The sequence below is a fragment of the Achromobacter sp. ACM05 genome (assembly GCF_019218915.1).
Taxonomy (GTDB): Bacteria; Pseudomonadota; Gammaproteobacteria; order Burkholderiales; family Burkholderiaceae_B; genus Achromobacter; species Achromobacter animicus.
This window is the reverse complement of sequence record NZ_JAHUWQ010000001.1, coordinates 1373653-1393309: the sequence shown is the minus strand read 5'-3', so window position 1 is coordinate 1393309 and position 19657 is coordinate 1373653. Positions and strand designations below refer to the sequence as shown.

11 protein-coding genes are annotated in these 19657 nt (G+C 64.5%); 5 read left to right on the top strand and 6 right to left on the bottom strand.

The annotated features are described in order from the left end of the window. Window positions 1–155: 155 nt before the first annotated feature. Window positions 156–1223: a LysR family transcriptional regulator gene (locus KW836_RS06390; RefSeq protein ID WP_175122249.1), complete on the bottom strand. Its 1068-nt coding sequence runs from the start codon at window positions 1221–1223 to the stop codon at window positions 156–158. Window positions 1224–1609: 386 nt separating this feature from the next. Between KW836_RS06390 and KW836_RS06385 the strand changes: the two genes are divergently transcribed. The 5 genes from KW836_RS06385 (at window position 1610) to KW836_RS06365 (ending at window position 9378) form a co-directional block, all read left to right on the top strand. After that, window positions 1610–2803, top strand: a complete 1194-nt coding sequence (locus KW836_RS06385; RefSeq protein WP_191579534.1) for an efflux RND transporter periplasmic adaptor subunit — start codon at window positions 1610–1612, stop codon at window positions 2801–2803. Window positions 2804–2828: 25 nt separating this feature from the next. Then, entirely contained in the window at window positions 2829–6044 is a 3216-nt protein-coding gene (locus KW836_RS06380; protein ID WP_175122247.1) for an efflux RND transporter permease subunit, read from the top strand. Between the two features lie 74 nt (window positions 6045–6118). Continuing rightward, window positions 6119–7597: an efflux transporter outer membrane subunit gene (locus KW836_RS06375; RefSeq protein ID WP_175137973.1), complete on the top strand. Its 1479-nt coding sequence runs from the start codon at window positions 6119–6121 to the stop codon at window positions 7595–7597. An 890-nt stretch (window positions 7598–8487) separates the two neighbouring features. Then, complete coding sequence (locus tag KW836_RS06370; protein WP_175122245.1) at window positions 8488–9006, top strand: Hcp family type VI secretion system effector; 519 nt, start codon at window positions 8488–8490, stop codon at window positions 9004–9006. Between the two features lie 114 nt (window positions 9007–9120). Next, complete coding sequence (locus KW836_RS06365; RefSeq protein ID WP_218342736.1) at window positions 9121–9378, top strand: PAAR domain-containing protein; 258 nt, start codon at window positions 9121–9123, stop codon at window positions 9376–9378. Between the two features lie 42 nt (window positions 9379–9420). Here KW836_RS06365 and tssM read toward each other — a convergent pair whose 3' ends face one another. Genes tssM through tssH form a run of 5 tightly spaced genes read right to left on the bottom strand, consistent with a single transcriptional unit; the run spans window position 9421 to window position 19498 of the window. Beyond that, window positions 9421–13218: a type VI secretion system membrane subunit TssM gene (tssM, locus tag KW836_RS06360; protein WP_218342735.1), complete on the bottom strand. Its 3798-nt coding sequence runs from the start codon at window positions 13216–13218 to the stop codon at window positions 9421–9423. Beyond that, window positions 13211–14659: a type VI secretion system protein TssA gene (gene tssA, locus KW836_RS06355; protein WP_218342734.1), complete on the bottom strand. Its 1449-nt coding sequence runs from the start codon at window positions 14657–14659 to the stop codon at window positions 13211–13213. The genes tssM and tssA overlap by 8 nt, the downstream gene beginning before the upstream one ends. Beyond that, on the bottom strand, window positions 14656–15363 hold the full coding sequence (gene vasI, locus KW836_RS06350) for a type VI secretion system-associated protein VasI (RefSeq protein WP_218342733.1): 708 nt from the start codon (window positions 15361–15363) through the stop codon (window positions 14656–14658). The genes tssA and vasI overlap by 4 nt, the downstream gene beginning before the upstream one ends. Then, window positions 15360–16922: a sigma 54-interacting transcriptional regulator gene (locus KW836_RS06345; RefSeq protein WP_218342732.1), complete on the bottom strand. Its 1563-nt coding sequence runs from the start codon at window positions 16920–16922 to the stop codon at window positions 15360–15362. Before KW836_RS06345 ends, vasI begins: the two co-directional genes overlap by 4 nt. 5 nt (window positions 16923–16927) lie before the next feature. Next, window positions 16928–19498: a type VI secretion system ATPase TssH gene (gene tssH / locus KW836_RS06340; RefSeq protein ID WP_218342731.1), complete on the bottom strand. Its 2571-nt coding sequence runs from the start codon at window positions 19496–19498 to the stop codon at window positions 16928–16930. Window positions 19499–19657: the final 159 nt, after the last annotated feature.

Sequence of the window (19657 nt, the reverse complement as noted above, 5' to 3'; positions counted from 1 at the left end):
GACTGTAAGGGCGTTGTAGGCTTTGACTGTCGGACTATACAGACGTTTCATGCAATACGAGGGACGTAAGGGCTGTATTTACTACGGGGTTTCCCGTGCTTAACGCAGATGGCGGACCCGAGGGTCCGCCATGTCGTCGTCCAGCCTGCGCGGATTTACAGCACGTATTCCGCAGCTTCCTCGCGGGCGGTGCGGCGACGCGGGGCCATGTCGGCCAGCGCCGGGATAGCGGGCACGGGCGGTTGCGCCGGAGCGGTCTGTCCCTGATTGCGCTGGTACACCGCGCAGGACGCGGCGGCCGGGTCGGTCTCGTCGCGGCCACTGAGCAGCGGACACCCGGCGAACAGTTCGGCCACCCAGTCGGTGAAGGCCCGCACCTTGGGCGACAACTGCCGGCTCTGCGGATACAGCACCGAAATTGCCGTGGAGCTGGGCTTCCACTGCGGCAGTATCTCGATCAGCTCGCCCGATTGCAGATACGGCAGCGCCATGTAGCGCGCGGTCTGGATCAGCCCAAAGCCCTTCAGCCCGCAATCCAGGTAGGCGCCCGCTTCGTTCACGGCCACCGTGCCCTTCATGTCCACTTCCTGGTGCTTGCCGTCCACCTTGAAGTCCCAGGCACAGTTGCGGCCGGTGCGGCTGGAGAAATAATGCACCGCGTGGTGGTCGCGCAACGATTCGATCGTCTGCGGCATGCCGTGGCGCGCCACGTAGGTCGGCGACGCGCAGGTCACGGTCTGCAGCGTGCCGATGCGGCGGGCGACCAGGCTGGAATCTTCGAGATCGCCGGCGCGGATCACGCAGTCCACGGCTTCCTGGACCATGTCGACCGGACGGTCGCCCAGGCCCAGCACCAGCTCGACGTCGGGGTATTTGTCGTGGAAATCACACAATGAGGGAATCAGGATCAACCGGCCGATGCAGGTCGGCACATCAATGCGCAGCCGGCCCTTGAGCCGCAGGGCCGCTTCCTGGAAGCAGGCCTCGGTCTCTTCCACGTCGGCCAGGATGCGCACGCAGTGCTGGTAATAGCCTGCGCCGTCGGGCGTCAGGCCGATGCGGCGCGTGGTGCGGTTCAACAGGCGAACGCCTAGAAGGCGTTCCAGATTCTGAATGATGGTGGTGACGGTGGTGCGCGGAAGCGATAGGCTGTCGGCCGCCCGGGTGAAGCTATTGGCGTCCACGACGCGCACAAACACCTGCATAGCCTGAAAGCGGTCCATGGCAAGGGTGTCCTTAGGCAAATAAGTCGGGGTGGACGGAGCATAACCCGATTTCGGCCTGGATTAGTCATTCTCCACGAACAGTGTTGCCGGGATAGACAGGTTTATCCGCCCGGACAAAACACTCAGAATGCAAACCATCTTGAAGTGCCCTTGCCGCCCGGCGCAAGAAAAGGGCATGTCAATCCTCAGATTCCGCCCCCGCAGCGACCCGCCCTGATCAGGCGCCCGCCGCCTCTGGATAAGCGACCCCGGTCGATGCTGCACCGCAGCATATCCATATAACGCCGGATTCTTAGGACTGGCATCCCCGCCCCGCCGACTCGTCGTCCCCGCATCCCGGGCAAGCGCGCTTCCGCCTCTAAAAGACCACTCAAGGAAACACCATGGTTTCGCGTAAACGTATTGCTGTGCTCGTCGTATTTGCAGCCGTGCTGGCGGCGGGCGGCGGATACGCCCTCACCCGCGGCCCCGCGGGCGGCAATGTCGCGATGGCGCAGGGCGCCCCCGCCGCGCCGCCCGTCGAGGTTGCGGAAGTCCTCAACAAGACGATCGTCGACTGGCAGCGCTATTCCGGCCGCCTGGAAGCCATCGACCGCGTGGACATCCGCCCCCTGGTCTCCGGCACGCTGACCGCCGTCCATTTCAAGGACGGCAGCATCGTCAAGAAGGGCGACGTGCTCTTCACCATCGACCCGCGCCCTTATGCGGCCGAAGTGGACCGCGCCGCCGCGGCGCTGACCGCCGCCAAGGCCCGCGCCGCCTACACGGCCTCGGAACTGGCCCGTGGCCAGCGCCTATTGACCGACAACGCCATCGCCCGCCGCGACTTCGAGGAAAAGCAGAACGCCGCGCGCGAAGCTGCCGCCAACCTGCAGGGCGCCCAGGCCGCGCTGGACTACGCCAAGCTCAACCTGGGCTACACGCGTATCGAGGCCCCCGTGGACGGCCGCGTGTCGCGCGCCGAAGTCACCGTGGGCAACGTGGTCGCCGCCGGCGCCGCATCGGTGCCGCTGACCACGCTGGTGTCGGTGTCCAAGATGTACGCATCGTTCGACGTGGACGAACAAACGTTCCTGCGCTACGTGAACCCCGCCCGCAACGGCCGCAATGGCGCGGTGCCGGTCGAACTGGGCCTGGCCAATGAAGACGGCTACTCGCGCACCGGCGCCGTGCAGTCGGTGGACAACCGCCTGGACGCCACCTCCGGCACCATCCGCGTGCGCGCCGAGTTCGACAACGCCGACGGCACGCTGCTGCCGGGCCTCTACGCCCGCATCCGCCTGGGCGGCAGCGAACCCCGCGAGGCCGTGCTGATCGACGAGCGCGCCATCGGCACCGACCAGGACAAGCGCTTCGTGCTGGTGCTGGACGACAAGAACCACGCCGTCTACCGCCAGGTGAAGCTGGGCGCCAATCAGGAAGGCCTGCGCGTCGTCGACGCCGGCCTGACTGCCGGCGAACGCATCGTCGTCAACGGCCTGCAGCGCATCCGTCCCGGCGACGCCGTGACCCCGACCGTTGTCCCCATGGTTGCCGCCAAGCGCAACCCGGTCAAGACCGCCTCGGCGCAGAACTGAGCCGACGCGTCGAACGAGAACGTTTATGAATATCTCGAAATTCTTCATCGACCGGCCGATCTTCGCCGGCGTGCTGTCGATCCTGGTGCTGCTGGCAGGCCTGCTGGCCATGTTCCAGCTGCCAATCTCCGAATACCCGGAAGTCGTGCCGCCGTCCGTGGTGGTGCGCGCGCAGTACCCGGGCGCCAACCCCAAGGTCATCGCCGAAACCGTCGCCTCGCCGCTGGAAGAATCCATCAACGGCGTCGAAGACATGCTGTACATGCAGTCGCAGGCCAACAGCGACGGCAACCTGACGCTGACGGTCAACTTCAAGCTGGGCGTGGACCCGGACAAGGCGCAGCAGCTGGTGCAGAACCGCGTGTCGCAGGCGCTGCCGCGTCTGCCGCCGGATGTGCAGCGTCTGGGCGTGACGACGGCCAAGAGCTCGCCCACGTTGACGCTGGTCGTGCACCTGATCTCGCCCAATGACCGCTACGACATCACCTACCTGCGCAACTACGCGATCCTGAACGTCAAGGATCGCCTGTCGCGCATCACGGGCGTGGGCGAAGTGACGGTGTGGGGGTCGGGCAACTACTCCATGCGCGTGTGGCTCGATCCGCAAAAGGTCGCGCAGCGCGGCATGACCGCATCCGAAGTCGTCAACGCGATCCGCGAACAGAACGTGCAGGTGGCCGCCGGCGTGATCGGCGCCTCGCCCACGCAGGGCGACGTGCCGCTGCAATTGAACGTGAACGCGCGCGGCCGACTGCAGACCGAAGAAGAATTCCGCGACATCATCCTGAAGACCTCGCCAGACGGCGCCGTGACGCACCTGTCCGACGTGGCCCGCGTGGAGCTGGATGCGCAGGAATACGGCCTGCGTTCGCTCCTGAACAACAAGCAGGCGGTCGGCATGGGCATCATGCAGTCGCCGGGCGCCAACGCGCTGGACGTCTCCAGCCAGGTGCGCGCCGCAATGGCCGAACTGGCGCAGGACTTCCCGCCGGGCGTGGAATACCGCATCGAATACGACCCCACGCAATTCGTGCGCTCCAGTATCGAAGCCGTCGTGCACACCCTGCTCGAAGCCATCGCGCTGGTCGTGCTGGTCGTGATTCTGTTCCTGCAGACCTGGCGCGCGTCCATCATCCCGCTGCTCGCGGTGCCCGTGTCCATTGTCGGCACGTTCGCGCTGCTGCTGATGTTCGGCTACTCCATCAACGCGCTGTCTTTGTTCGGCATGGTGCTGGCCATCGGGATCGTGGTGGACGACGCCATCGTGGTCGTCGAAAACGTCGAACGCAACATCGCGGCCGGCTTGAGTCCACGCGATGCGACCTATCGCGCCATGCGCGAAGTCAGCGGCCCCATCATCGCCATCGCGCTGACGCTGTGCGCCGTGTTCGTGCCGCTTGCCTTCATGACGGGCCTGACCGGCCAGTTCTACAAGCAGTTCGCCATGACCATCGCCATCTCGACGGTGATCTCGGCCTTCAACTCGCTGACCCTGTCGCCCGCACTGTCGGCCCTGCTCCTCAAGAGCCACCACGACAAGCCCGACTGGCTGACCCGCGGCATGAACCGCGTCTTCGGCCGCTTCTTCAACTGGTTCAACAACATGTTCGGCCGCGCGTCCGAATCCTACGGCACGGGCGTGGCCAGCGTCATCCGCCGCAAGGCCGGCGCGATGGGCGTGTACGCCGTGCTGGTCGCCGCGACCATCGGCGTGTCGTACCTGGTGCCAGGCGGCTTCGTGCCCGCGCAGGACAAGCAATACCTGATCGGCTTCACGCAGCTGCCCAACGGCGCCTCGCTGGACCGCACCGAAGACGTGATCCGCCGCATGAGCGACATCGCCCTGAAGGAACCTGGCGTGCAATCGGCCATCGCCTTCCCCGGCCTGTCCATCAATGGCTTCACCAACAGCTCCAGCGCCGGCATCGTGTTCGTCACGCTCAAGCCCTTCGGCGAACGCAACAACGCCGAGCTGTCCGGCAACGCCATCGCCGCATCGCTCAACCAGAAGTTTGCCGCCATCCAGGACTCATTCATCGCCGTGTTCCCGCCCCCGCCCGTCATGGGCCTGGGCACGCTCGGCGGCTTTAAGCTCCAGCTGGAAGACCGCGCGGCCCTCGGCTATGCCGAACTGGACAAGGCCAAGCAGGCCTTCCTGGAAAAGGCGCGCCAGACGCCGGAACTGGGCCCCACATTCTCCAGCTACGAGATTAACGTCCCGCAGCTCGACGTCGACCTGGACCGCGTCAAGGCCAAGCAGCTTGGCGTGCCGGTGACCGAAGTCTTCGACACCATGCAGATCTATCTGGGCTCCATGTACGTCAACGACTTCAACCGGTTCGGCCGCGTCTTCCAGGTTCGCGCCCAGGCTGATGCGCCCTTCCGCGCCCACGCCGACGACATCCTGCAGCTCAAGACCCGCAACGCCGCCGGCGACATGGTCCCGCTGTCCTCGCTGGTCACCGTCAAGCAGACCTTCGGCCCCGAAATGGTCGTGCGCTACAACGGCTACACCGCCGCCGACATCAACGGCGGCCCCGCGCCCGGCTACTCGTCCGACCAGGCGCAAGCCGCCGCCGAGCGCGTCGCCGCCGAAACCCTGCCGCGTGGCGTCAAGTTCGAATGGACCGACCTCACGTACCAGCAGATCCTCGCGGGCAACGCCGGCCTGTGGGTCTTCCCCATCAGCGTCCTGCTCGTCTTCCTGGTGCTGGCCGCGTTGTACGAAAGCCTGACCCTGCCGCTCGCCGTGATCCTTATCGTGCCGATGAGCATCCTGGCCGCGCTGACCGGCGTCTACCTCACCGGCAACGACAACAACATCTTCACGCAGATCGGCCTGATGGTGCTGGTGGGGCTGTCCGCGAAGAACGCGATCCTGATCGTCGAATTCGCCCGAGAGCTCGAAATGAACGGCCGCACGCCGCTCGAAGCCGCCATCGAAGCCAGCCGCCTGCGCCTGCGTCCCATCCTGATGACGTCCATCGCGTTCATCATGGGCGTGGTGCCGCTGGTGCTGTCCTCTGGCGCCGGTTCCGAAATGCGCCACGCCATGGGTGTCGCCGTCTTCTTCGGCATGCTCGGCGTGACCCTGTTCGGCCTGTTCCTCACGCCGGTGTTCTACGTCCTGCTCCGCTCGCTCGGCGGCAAGAAGCTGCACTCCGCCGCGCCGCACGAAGCGCCCGTCTGCGTGCCGCACATCGACCCCAACGCGCCGCCCGCGCCGCAACACCACGCGTAAGCCGACAGAAAAAAGAGTAGCCAGCGCGTCCCGTCCGAATTCGCACGGGACGCGCGCCAAAGAGAAACGTCATCATGATCAAAAGACTGACCCGAGGATCCGCCCTGCTCGCCATGCTGCTCGTGCTGGCCGGCTGCGCGGTGGGTCCCACCTACCAGCGCCCCACGGCCGACACGCCCGCCGCCTTCAAGGAAGCCGCCCTGCCCGCGTCCGAAGCCGGCACCTGGAAGCCTGCCGAACCTTCTGAGGACGCCCTGCGCGGCGCCTGGTGGAAGGTCTTCAACGACGAAGGCCTGAACCAGCTTGAAGAAGAAGCCCAGCGCGCCAACCAGGACCTGCAGGCCGCCGCCGCCCGCTTGAACCAGGCCCGCGCCCTGCAACGCGAAGCGCGCTCCGGCTTCTTCCCCAGCCTGGACGCCGGCTTCGGCCCCAACCGCCAACGCCCCTCGGCCGTCTCGCAAGGCCTGCCCGACGGCACGTCGACTTCCCCCGTCACCACCTGGCGCGCGCAAGGCACGGTGTCGTACGAAGCCGACCTCTTCGGCCGCGTCGCATCGACAGTGGACGCCGCCACCGCCGACGCCCAGCAAAGCGAAGCGCTCTACCGCTCCGTCCTGCTCGCCCTGCAAGCCGACGTCGCCACCACCTACTTCCTGGTCCGTGAACAGGACGCCGAATCGCGCATTTACCATCAGACCGTCAAACTGCGCACCGACACCCTTCAACTCATCCAGCGCCGCTACGACGCCGGCGACATCAGTGAACTGGACCTGGCGCGCGCCAAGGCCGAACTCGCCTCCGCGCAATCCGAGGCCCTGGGCATCGACCGCCGCCGCGCCACCGCCGAACACGCGCTGGCCGTCCTGCTGGGCCGCGCCCCGTCCGAATTCACCATGCCGCCGCAGCCCATCGAAAAGATCGCGCTGACCATCCCCGCCGGCCTGCCCTCCACGCTGCTCGAACGCCGCCCCGACATCGCCGCCGCCGAACGCGCCATGGCCGCCGCCAACGCCCGCGTCGGCGCCGCCAAGTCCGCGTTCTTCCCCCGCCTGGACATCACCGGCGCCTTCGGCTACGAGTCCTCGGAACTGGGCAACCTCTTCCAATGGTCCAGCCGCACGTTCCTACTGGGCCCCCTGGTCGGAGCCGCCCTGTCCATGCCCATCTTCGACGGCGGCCGCCGCCAAGCCGGCCTGGACCGCGCCCGCGCCGTCTACGAAGAAGACGTCGCCGTCTACCGCCAGACCGTCCTGAACGCGTTCCGCGAAGTGGAAGACAACCTCGCGAACCTGCGCATCCTCGCGGACCAGACCAAGGCCCAGAACGAGGCGGTGGAAGCGGCTGCCCGCGCCGCGAAACTCTCGCACACGCAGTACCGCGAAGGCTCGATCAGCTATCTGGACGTGATTGAAGCCGACCGCAGCGTGCTCTTGCAGCAACGCGTGTCGGTGCAACTGACTGCCGAACAGGCCCGGTCGACGGTGGCATTGATTCGCGCCATCGGCGGCGGCTGGGATAATCCGGTTCCGCCGGAAAAGGTCGCGACGAAGTAACGCAAACCAGTTTGGTGTCTGACACGCGAAGCGTTTCTAACCCGGTGTCAGACACCCCGCGTAAACCGGCTTGCACTCGTTACGGTTAAGCCCCATGGGTGTCAGACACCTAGCCATCACCAAGCCATCACCGAGCCGTCGCCAACCGACACGGCACCGCAAAAAAACCACCCGCACGCCAGCGCGCAGCGCCATCGCCCCGACGCAAGACACCGCGTAAGCCCCACCAGGCCGCCCGCGCGGCCGCAGTGGGGCGGGCCCCGCAAACCGCTCCATCCCACCCGGAGCGCCCGCAAGAACCTAAAGAACCCCACCCGCCCCAGCGGCCACCAAGTGCAAGCCACCGCAGCCCGGCGTGGCGGCGGCCTGGGTGCGCGGGGCGTGTAGATGCGCCCGACGGAAACCGAAGGGAGCCGAAGGCGGACGAGGTTGAGGCAGGGGCAGTCCGGAGCGAAGGCTCCGGACCGCAATCGTAGCCCCGCGCACCCAGGCCGCCGCCACGCCGGGCGTCAAAAGAACCCACTCCGCCCAAACGCCAGCCCCCCGGATCGACCAGCTTCTGAGAGTCAGCCAAAAAAACAGACCGAGCCAAATCCGACCCACCCGAGCCATTCCCGACCCGAATTTTTCCGCTTTGTTTTTAAAGACTTACCAAAGCACCGAGCCACAACTGACCCGAATCCCCGCAGAAAAAACCACTTTCCGGTTTTTCGAGCAATCCGTAATCTGCGAACAGCCCCGAAACCATCAATTAAGCCTTTGATAAAAAAGAGAAAACCAGCATTCAAACAAACCTTGGCACGGACTTTGCAATTAACCGGATGTCATCCCCGATGACACACCGGCCATTAAGGCCATCACGCAATAGAAACCAAACCAGGAAACAGCAAATGCCGACTCCCGCCTACATCAGCATCCAGGGCAAGACCCAGGGCAACATCACGCAAGGCGCCTTCACCGCCGACTCCGTCGGCAACGTCTACCAGGAAGGTCATGAAGACCAGATCCTGGTCCAGGAAATCGAACACCTGATCGCCACCCCCACCGACCCGCAAAGCGGCCAGCCTTCCGGCCAGCGCGTCCACAAGCCCTTCGTCTTCACCGCGCCCCTCAACAAGGCCACCCCCCTCATGTACCAGGCCCTCGCCTCCGGCGAAATGCTGCCCGAAGTCGAAGTCAAGTGGTACCGCACCTCCACCGAAGGCAAGCAAGAGCACTTCTTCACCACCAAGCTCGAAGACGCCACCATCGTCAACATCAACACCGTGCTCCCGCACGCCCAGGATCCCACCAAGGCCGAGTACACCCAGCTCGTCAAGGTCGCCATGGCCTACCGCAAGATCACCTGGACCCACGCCATCGCCGGCACCGAAGCCTCCGACGACTGGCGCAAGCCGCAAGAAGCCTGATCCCAGGCTTCTTAAATAACAAGGCCGGCGCATCACGCGCCGGCCTTGTCCGTTCTGATCCGACCTTGATCGACACGGGGCTAATCAACAGCCCCAAACATCAGGAAGCCAATCATGAAACCCATCGTTCTTGTAGGTCATCGCCATAGCTGCCCCACTCACGGCACCGGCACCGTCGTCACCGGCGCAAGCGAAGCCATCGTCAACGGCCGCGCCGTCGCCCGCATCGGCGACCGCATCAGTTGCGGCGCAATCATTCAGACCGGCTCGCCCGGCACCATCATCGAAGGACAACACGTTGCGCGCCAAGGTGACAAAACCAGCCATGGCGGCACGCTGATTGAAGGCGAGGCCGGCTGGCTGGTCGAATGATCCATCCAGGCGTGGCAGCGCGATCACGTTGCCACGCCTCCCTCACCGGACCCCGCCTACCGGCAACCCCACCTGCCGAGCCACCCGAGCAGGCATGCCACCCGGCGAGGCAGCCTGCTTCCCGCCAGCCTTGCCCCCCGCACTCTGCCCTCCTGCATCGTTACCGCGCACGCCATCCTCTAGAAGCGTCTTCGGCAAGGCAAACCCCTTGAACAACGGCTGCGTGAACGGATTGTTCGCCTTCTCCGTACTGATGCGATAGCGCATACCGCCGTCCGGCGCAGCAAAACTGATATCAACGCTCGAGCTCGTCGCACCGTTCAGGCGGGCCTGACTGAGCAGCCGGTATAGCGACCACGGACCGCGATATGCCAATCCGCTGCTGCTGCCCCCCGCATGCACCAACGTCATCCGGCTTTCATTGCTGGACGCCAGCGTATTCGGCCAGATCAACGCCGTGCTGGTCGTCGGACCGTGGTTGTAAGTCACCAACTGCCCTTCCACGCTAAGCGAGCTGCTGCGCTTGCTCGGCGCCATTCCCAACGGCTCCACATGGAACTGCACACCCAACGTGCCGCGGCTATTGAAGAACGCGTCCCGGATCTTCTCGGCCGCTTCAAGCTGCGTCAGCACGTCATTGCGCACCAGATACCCGCCCAACCGCTCCGAGTACAACGCCTCAAGGTTGTCCTCGATGAACAGATTCAGGTACTTCTCGCGAAACTGCTGCAAACGCCCCTGCGGGCCGAAAAACGCCGTGAAATCGTCCAACGCCACTTCCTCACGGCTCGCCGGATTGAACGGATAACGATTCGCCAACCGCTCGCGATAAAAGCGATACACGTCGATGTCCCAACCACGCTCAAGCTCGCGCAATGCCTCCACCAGAATCACCCGCGACGACTCGTCGGCCAACTTGCCCACCTGACGGTTCAGCGGTTCGGGCAGACCCGCAGCAATGCGCTGCAGATTGCTGATCGGATCCGGCCCTTTCAGCCCGAAGCGCTCCAGCACCACGTCTAGCGCCGTCTTGCCGCGGTCCGGGCTGTCGTGCACCGTGCGCACCTTGTCTTGCACGCTACCGATCGCCACCAGAGTTTCGTCCAGGTACGACGCCCGATCGCCCTTGGCCTGCAACAGTTGGCTCATCGGCGCAAACGCCCGCGCAATCCCGAATATCGCGCCGGTTTCGTCCTTGCCAGCTGCCACCTTTTCCGCCACGCCAGAAGCCTGCGCAACCAGTGCGCCCTTCCCGTCGAGCGCACCCGTGACGGCCGGGGTGTTGGCGCCAAGTTCACTGTTGTCGCGCACGGTTTCCACCAGCCGGCGCAACGGCGCCGCAGGACTCGTCACCGTGCCCAGCACATTGACCGCCTCGGCAAGATCATGAAAATCCCGAACCTCAAGCTGGTTGAGGTTGCGCTGCCAGGTGTCGATGTAATCACGGCCGTAGATGGCCTGGATGCGCTCGGCCAATGCGCGCTTGTCGGCCTCTGAATAATCGATATTGCGCCGCTCGCCCAACGCCCACTGATCGATCATCGCCAGTTCGGTCAGATCCTGGCTGTGCGACGCGAAGTAATTGTGAAATCCCTTGGCCGTCAACAGCGCGTCGATACGGCCATCGGAAGCGGGCTGTCCCGTTTCTGCCTTGGCCGCAGCCGCCGGCTGGTAGACCACATCAAAGGCCGGGCCGATTTCATTGCGCAGATCCAGCGGCGCCCTGAGAAATTCGCCCGCCTGACGGCGCATCGTCATGTACACGCGCTGCGGCAACGGAATCTGCCGCAGGTCGCGCTGCACGACGGACACGCGCTGCTGGAACTGCGGCAGCAGCGTGTCGGCATACTTCATCGCGTAGTCCAGATGCCGCATCAACGCACGCTGCACCTTGTCCTCGCCGGGGAAAGCCTGTGCCCACTGCCGCCCCATCCAACGCTCAACCACCGGCGGCCGGCGGTTGGGACGATCCTCAATCATGCGGTACACGCGCAACGCCTCAAGCTGCGCATCGCTGTCGATCGACGTGCCGTCAAGGTGCTCCATCACCCCATTGGCCAGCGCAGGCAGGAATCGCTGGGACAGCAGCGTCAAATAGGCCTGATCGACCTTCGGACCAATCTTCCATCCCTGATACAGACCCATGTCCGCCACAAGCGGCCACGCTTCCCGGTAATCGCCATACACCGCCACCGCGCTGCTGATCTGATCCAGCGGCTGAAGCAGATTGCGGCCTGTCGTGTCCAGCTTGCCGTCGATGGCGTGGGCGCTATAAGCGCGGCTGCGCTCCAGAACGCTCATGGCCTTGTCCAGGTTCACCGCGTAGTAGTGATACCAACCGCCGAGGATCACCGCGCTGCCCAGCGACGCCACTCCGAAGCGCAAGGCCAGCGCGCGCCGCTTCTCGGCACGCACACGCGGGTTGTCGCCCGCCAGGCCGGATTCGGGATAGATGACGCGCTGAAAAAGCTGCTGGGCGAAGTAAACCATCGCGCGGCCGCTGGGATGCGTGGCCGGAACGGGCTCGCGGATATCGTAGTTCTGCGAGGCAGACGCCACGAATGCATTGGTCAGCACGCCCTGCTGATAGACCGAGGACAGAAAGACGCCACGCGGCAGCGCCGGCGTGATGTAACGATCGCTGCCCAGCACATCGGTCAGGAACTCCATCAAGAGCGGTCGCATGCCGGTCAGCTGCCGCACCAGCGAATACAGGGCTTCCCGTTGACGCAATTCGCGGACGTCGGCCAACGCATCAAAAACCTGCTCGTTCAGGCGCGTCAGGAACTCGTCGTACCGCGCACCCAGTTCATCCCGCCACGCATCGTAACGCTGCACCGAGTCCAGCGTGAACGTAAACCCAAAGATGTCCTCGCGAGCGGACTTGGACAGCCGCGCAAACAGCGGCTCGAATCCTTCCAGCAAGTCGAATTTGCTCAGCACGACATACAGCGGCGGACGCGTGCCGAGCTGGCGGCTAAGTTCGGCCAGCCGCGCGCGCAGCAACGAGGCCAGCGCCTTGCGGTCGCTGGGTTGCTGATTCAGCAGCGTGACCAGGCTGACCATCAGCACCACACCATTGAGCGGACGGCGGCTGCGATTGCGCCCCAGCCAGCTCACAAAGCTATCCCACAGACGGGAATGAAGCGCCTCGGGCAGAAGCGCGGGTCCCGCAGCGTCTCCCGGCCTTGGCGCTTCAATATTTCCGGACGCCGCAGACGCTTCAATTTCCGCCGTCACTCGCGGCTGGCTGATCAGTTCGCCCGGCGGGTCGATCAGCACCGCGTCATCGCCGATCCACCAGTCAATGCGATAGATCCGGTCCGGGTCGTCCTGCAGGCGCTGACTGCCCGCCTTGACCTCACCGGTCAACGAAAATGTCTGGCTAGACCGATTGACGAAGCTGGTTTTGCCCGCGTTTTCCTGTCCCAGCACCAGGTACCACGGAAGTTGATAAAGCGCGTTGCGGCCCTTCAGGTTTGCCTGCAGCACGCTCAGGCTCTTGTCCAGATCCCGCTCCTGCGCCTGCACGTAGCGCAAGCAAGGATCGTCTTGCTGCTTCTGTGTCTGCGCCCGCTCGGCTTCCAGCGTGAGATTCCGTTTGCGCAGCCTGATGGCCCAGACCAGCAAGGGCAGCGCAATCAGCACGAGCGTGGCCAGCACGCGCGCGGTCAGACGTGCCAGCGGTTGGTATTCATCCCAGGTCCACATCGGCCCCAACAACCAGATGGCGGCCAAGGCGAGCGCCAGCATCAGCAGCAACGCCACTGGCATGCCCTGCTTTGTCCATTTCAGTAGGGGCTGGCCATAGCGTTTCACTGTCGACCAAATCTTAAACATGGGGTTGCTCCTGTTTCTTGCATTCGATTGCGGCGTTGACGTGGCGCCCCAGCAGGCCGAACAGACTGGGCTCCCATTGCGCCGCGGATGCGTCTTGCATGATCTGATGGGCGCGGACATACAAGCCATCGGCCAGCCACGCCAATCCCCGCGCGCCGAGCAGTTCCGCGGCGATCGTGATGACATGGCAACCATGGCGCGGATCTGCTGACGTCTTCTGGATGGCTTCCAGCCGCTTGAGCATCGACTCCACCCCGTTGGCTTCCAACACCTCGCGCAGCTCCTCACGCAACGCCGGGTACTCATGGCCGGCGCCCAGCTTCGCGGTGTCCGCATCCGCCCCGCTGATCCACGACTGCGTTTCGCCATCGACGAAAGCGCGGCCATCAGCAAATTGAAGCTTCACCAACGCGGGCAGCTTGGCCACAAAGCGCTCGGTGGACTGGCGGATCGCCTCGGCGACGTTCTGCATTTCCAGACGGCGGGCGATACCGGCAGCCAGAAAGCTGCCGCGCAGCCAGTACGGCGACGAAGTGACACTTTTTTCGACGCGCTGCAGAAGCGCCGGATCGACCGCATTCGCTTTCAGCGCGTCCCAATAGGCCTCGGCGGTCTCGGCGGGAACGGCCATCAGCTCCGTCCGCATTGTGTCCTTTCGAGTCGATGGCGCAATGCTCAGGTGCGCCCACAAGGCGAAGCGGCGCAGCAGATAGCCGGTCGGGTCATAGGCGTCTTGCTGGTTGATGAGGTCCGCCACGGCCAACAGCGATCGGCGCGTTTCACGTTCGTTGCCCTGCGCCATGGCCATCGGCGTGAAGAAGGCCTCGGTGATCCCGGTGGGTTGCGCCGACAGCTCCATGTGCGCATCGGCGAGCTCGGGCGCGCGTGTCGCCTCCGCCTTCAGCCGTAGCTGCGCCTCCAGGCGAGTCAGCGTCGGCACGTCCAGCTTGGATTCGCTTGCACAGCCCTGCAGCGTGTCCAAGGCCCGTTGGCCAGATTTGTAGAACTCGTCGGCGTATCCCTTGCCGTCCAGTTTAGCCAGCGCCTCTCCCAGGCGCTCCAGCTGCTGGGACATCAGGCGCCGCTTGGCCGTCAACCCGGCCGCGCCCGGCTTCGGATGGCTGGTGCTCCAGTACCGGCTGGTCATGCCGGCCAACACGCCCGCCGCCTCGGCCCAGCCGCGCCAACCGCCTGAACGCATGCGAGCGGTCGCCAATTGCGCGGCAATGCGCAGGTGCTTGCACTGCGACTCCAGATACTGTCGCGATGCCGAATCCACATAGCTCCAGTCGATGGTCGCCTCTTGCAGCCCGCCGAGCTTCATCATTTCGCTTTCGACACCCTGGTAGGCGTTGTCTTCCTCGTCGAACTCGCCGGCCGGCTGATGCGGCGAGATGGGTGACAGGATGGCGTCGAGGTCCAGCGTGGGAAACGTGCTCACCAATGACAAGCCTCGCGTTGTTGCGCCATCAGCTCGTGAAGCGCCGCGGTGTCGAACGACAGCCCGTGAAACGCGGCATGGTCGCTTTCAAGCTGCATCTGCTGGGACGCGCGGGTCAGATGACGAAGCTGTTCGATCGCGACCAGGCCGCGACCCGCATCCGTGACCGTGCCGTCCTCCACGACCTGCCACGGCCGGCGGTCGGAAATCGGCCGCCCGTCCAACAGCACGCGGATGCTCACGCGGCTGACGTCCAGCGGCTCGGCGGTGATGAGCTGCAAGCGAGAAATGTTCTGCAGGCAACTGATTGCCAGCAGCGGCCGCGGCTCGCTGCCCGCCAGGGCCGGCGCCGAGATGACGACCTTGTCCTGGCCCGGTATGGCATCGCCGACGCGCAACAGCAGCACGCCGGCGTGATCTGCCTTGCGGCGGGATTCGTTGCGTTGCACCAGCCCGACAATGTCCGGCACCCGAACCATGGAAGGCGCGGTGGCCGATGCCTGGGCGGTTGGCGCCACGGTGGACGGTGTCGCCATTTCCGCAGCAGGAACGGGCGGTGTACCCGCTTCGGCGTCAAAACAGGCCAACCGTTCGATTGCCGACACGATGGTCCTGCAACTACGGCCCGCCGCCACCGCGTCCGTGGCCGCGTCGCCGCCCGCGAGCACGGCGGCAACCAGCAGGAGCGCCCCGAATGGCTTCATATTGCTTCCTCTCCAGTCAGATTCATATCAAGGCACTTGCGCGCCAGGGTGCGTTTGGGAATCCCCAGGCTTTGCGCGGCTACCCGACGGGAGCCCGCGGCCTGACGCAAGCGGTCTTCCAGCAGCAAGCGCTCGAACGCGGCTAGCGCGTCGGGAAGACTTTCGGTACGCCAAAGGCGCTGCAGGCGGGCTTCGCCGGAGTCATCGATTACGGGTTTGTGCGCGCCATCTGTCAGCTCGACCAGCCGGTTGGTCTGGATGCGCTTGCCGGGCGGCGTTCGCTCCGCGGCCGCAAGCACAAGACTGCGCAGCTCGCGGACGTTGCCGGGAAACCGATGACGTTGGAGCTGTGCAATCGCGTTGTCGGAAATGCCGGCGACGCGGCCGGGGAATGCCCGGTTGTGCTCGAGCAGAATGTGCGCGACCAGCGCCGGAACGTCTTCAAGGCGCTCGCGCAGGGGCGCAATGTGCAGCGTCAGTTGGCAGACACGGAAATACAGGTCCTCTCGGAACCGCCCGTCCCGCACCAGTTCAAGCAAAGGCCGATGGGTGGCGCAGATCAGCCGAAAGTTGGACGGCAGCTCTCGCGTTGCCCCCACCGGCCGGTACTTCTTTTCGTTGAGCAGGCGCAACAGCGCGCCCTGCAGGCTCAAAGGCATATCCCCGATTTCGTCCAGAAACAACGTGCCGCCATCGGCTTCCGCGACCAGCCCCGTCCGCGCCTGCGTGGCCCCGGTGTAGGCGCCACGGGTTGCGCCGAAGAGTTCCGCTTCAATCAGGTCCTTCGGGATGGCCGCGCAGTTCACCGGCACGAACTTGCCCTTGCGCGCGGATGCCTGGTGGATCAGCCAGGCGGCATGGTCCTTGCCCGAGCCCGTTTCTCCGGTGACCAGCAACGACAAGGAAGAGTCGGCGAAACGCAGCATGTCTTCGCGTAGCCGCCGCGCAATCTGCCCGGTGCCGACAAAGCCGGTTGACAGCAGACGCCGGCGTCCGCGCGTCTCGGACTGCTGGTGGTGCATGGTCTGGCGCGTCTGCGTCAGCTCGACCGAACCTAGCCGATCGAGCAGACCATTCAAGACGGCGTCATACAACCTGCACAGTTCCTGCCACGCGGGGTCCGCCGTCCAGGACCTGAGCCCGGACGCCGTTCCCGCCAGGAACAACACCGCCACAGCCTTCTGACGCGCATCCAGCAGCGGCACCACCAGCCATGCCTCTGCGGCAGCGAGCCGCTCGCGGAGTTCCTCATAGCCGCCCGCGACGCCGAACATGCTGTCCAGACGCGCGACATGACGGGCCTGAGCGGTGGTCAGGCAGTGGGTGATGGGGTTGTCGAGATCGAGCAAGGAGTATGCCGGCAACAGGTCCAGCGCGACGCCATGACTGGCGATCGGCCGGATGGTGTCGCCGGCCGCCTCGCGCCAGTAGCAGACCCCGTAACGTATCCCCGGCGCCGAACAAACGGCTTTGAGGAACCGGTCCGCCAGGGACGCAATGCCGCTGGCCTGAACCAATGTCCGGGCCAGCGCGGCGGCGCCTTGAGCACTTAAGGACATCGCGCTTACTCCACCACGGCGTCGAAGGCCGCACCATTCCAGCTGATTGCGGAACGGCGGAAGCGCTGCCCGCTGGCCAGGCACTTCAGCACGGCCAGCGACAACGGCGGCAGCATGTCGCCGTCGATGCTGGCGTCCAGCAGGCGTGCGCCGTTCTGGTGACGCAGGCAACGCGCGCGCAATTCATCCCGTGCTGATGTCTCGATCGTCAAATGCGCGCTGTAGCGGTCGCTGAACTGTCTTTCGATGCGTTGCAGGCGGCTTTCGACGATTTCGGCAAGCGTGGCCTCGTCCAGATAGCAAAATGGCACGACCTGCATGCGCGCCAAGAGTGCCGGCTTGAAGAATCTTGCAAGGTGTTCGCGCAGCGCCTCGGTGTCGAGGTCGGCAAGCGGGCCGCCGTCCTGATCGAAGCCCAGGTTCGAGGTCAGGAAGAACAGCACGTTCTGGCAGTCGATGCGACGGCCTTCGCCGTCGGCAAGCTCGCCTTTGTCGAAGGCCTGATAGAAGATGTTGAGCACCTCCGGGTGCGCTTTCTCGACTTCATCCAGCAGCACCACCGAATAGGGCCGCTTACGGATGGCCTCGGTCAGTACACCGCCTTCGCCGAAACCGACGTATCCCGGCGGGGCTCCCAACAGGCGCGACACGGTGTGCTTCTCTTGATACTCCGACATGTTGATGGTGGTCAGGAACTGCTCGCCGCCAAACAACGCGTCGGCGACGGCCAAGCCAGTTTCTGTTTTCCCCACCCCGCTCGGCCCCACCAGCAGGAAGGCGCCCATTGGCGTCCCGGGGCGCCGCAGATCGGCCATGGCGGTCAACAGGCGCCGGTGCACCGTGTCGATGGCGGCGTTCTGCCCCTTGACGCGTTGACGTAGCGTCTCGGGCAGCTTGTCCAGGCGGTGGAACTGGTCGCTGTTGATTGTGGCGGCGGGAATTCCGGTCCAGTGCGCAATCACCTGAGCAATCTGCTCGGCGCCCACGTCTGCATGCAACAAGGCGCCGTTGCGTTGAAGGTCCGCCAATTGCGCGACCAGCGCTTCCAGCCGCTGTGACGTGTCTTCCTGGAGCTCGCCCGCGCGCAGGGAAATGATCTCGTCAATCAGCGTCTTCTGCCGCTGCCACGCGGCCTGCAACTGTTCGATGGAGTCCTGAATCTGCTGCCGCGCGACATCCAGCGCGGCCAGCCTGCCGGTATCCGGCTTTCGTCCGGCGCGGGCATCCCGCCAGAGCTGGTCGGCCTCGGCATCCACCTGCCGCAATTCGTTTTCCAGTGAAGCGAGGCGTCGCGGTGATTCGGCCAACTCCGTCGCCACTCGGGCGCATGCCGTGTCCAGAACGTCGATCGCCTTGTCCGGCAACTGGCGGCCCGAGAGATAACGTGCCGACAACGCCGCAGCCGCCTTCAGCGCATCGTCGGCGATATAGACCTGATGCGCGTCCTCATAAATGCCACGCAGGCCGCGCAGGATATGCACGGCCTGCTCCACGCTGGGCGCGTCCAGTTTCACCAGTTGAAAACGCCGCGTGAGCGCGGGATCCTTTTCGAAGTATTTTTTGTATTCGGACCAGGTCGTGGCGGCGATCGTGCGCAGTTCTCCGCGCGCGAGAGCGGGCTTCAGGAGATTCGCCGCATCGCTGCCGCCTGCCGCGTTACCGGCCCCGATCAGCGTGTGCGCCTCGTCGATAAACAGGATGATGGGCTTGGACGCATGCTTGACCTCGTCGATGACCGCCTTCAAGCGCTTTTCGAACTCGCCTTTGACAGAGGCGCCGGCTTGGAGGGCGCCTAGATCCAGCCCCCACAACGTCACGTCGCGCAGCGGCGCAGGAACGCGCTGCTCGACAATGCGCCGTGCCAGGCCCTCGACCACGGCGCTTTTTCCGACGCCAGCTTCACCCACCACGATCGGATTGTTTTTGCGGCGGCGCGAAAGAATGTCGATCATCAGATCGATCTCGGGGTCCCGGCACAAAACCGGATCGATTTTGCCCGCGCGCGCCTGGGCCGTGAAATCTTGGCCGTATTTGCTGAGCGCGCTGTCGGAGGCCGCCGTTGCCGATTGCGCTGGCGATGAATCTTCCAGGACGGGAGCTTCCGACGAACCGGCCAGCAATTCGCGAAAACGTTTGCGCAGCGTTTCGCGATTAATGGATTCGAACAACCGGATCGCGGGAAACGGCAGGTATCGCCCCGGATTCAGCAACGCGGCCAGCAGCAGCGCGCCAGTCCGTATTTCGGTTTGCTCCAATTCCACCGAGCTTAATAACCAGGCGTCCTGCATCAATTCGAGCAGCAAGGGAGAAAACGAGGGGTATGCATGCCCCAGCCCTGCGTCGAGTTTCGGAAACGTGCTGGCTAAGGCCTCGCGCAACGCATCCAGATCGAATTCCGTATTTGCCAGAACGCAGCGCACATCACATTTTGGCTGTTCCAGAAATTTATAGAGCAAGTGGGCAACCGTGACCTCTGCGCCGTGCTGGCGGATGCAGAGACTGCCGGCTTCCTCGAGCGCGTGTCGCGCCACCGGGTGCAATCGGTCAAGCAAGGCAGACAGATCAACGGAAATCATGCCGGATATTCCTCGTGGCCATGGGTTTTCTCACCATTTATGGTTTAAGCGCTACAGAAACCGAGCGCATTAAGAAACCACAGCCAGAGGAGCGCATCAATCGGACTAATTCGAATATCAGCCGGCCGACTTTCTTTTCTTATTGCCGCGCATATTTCC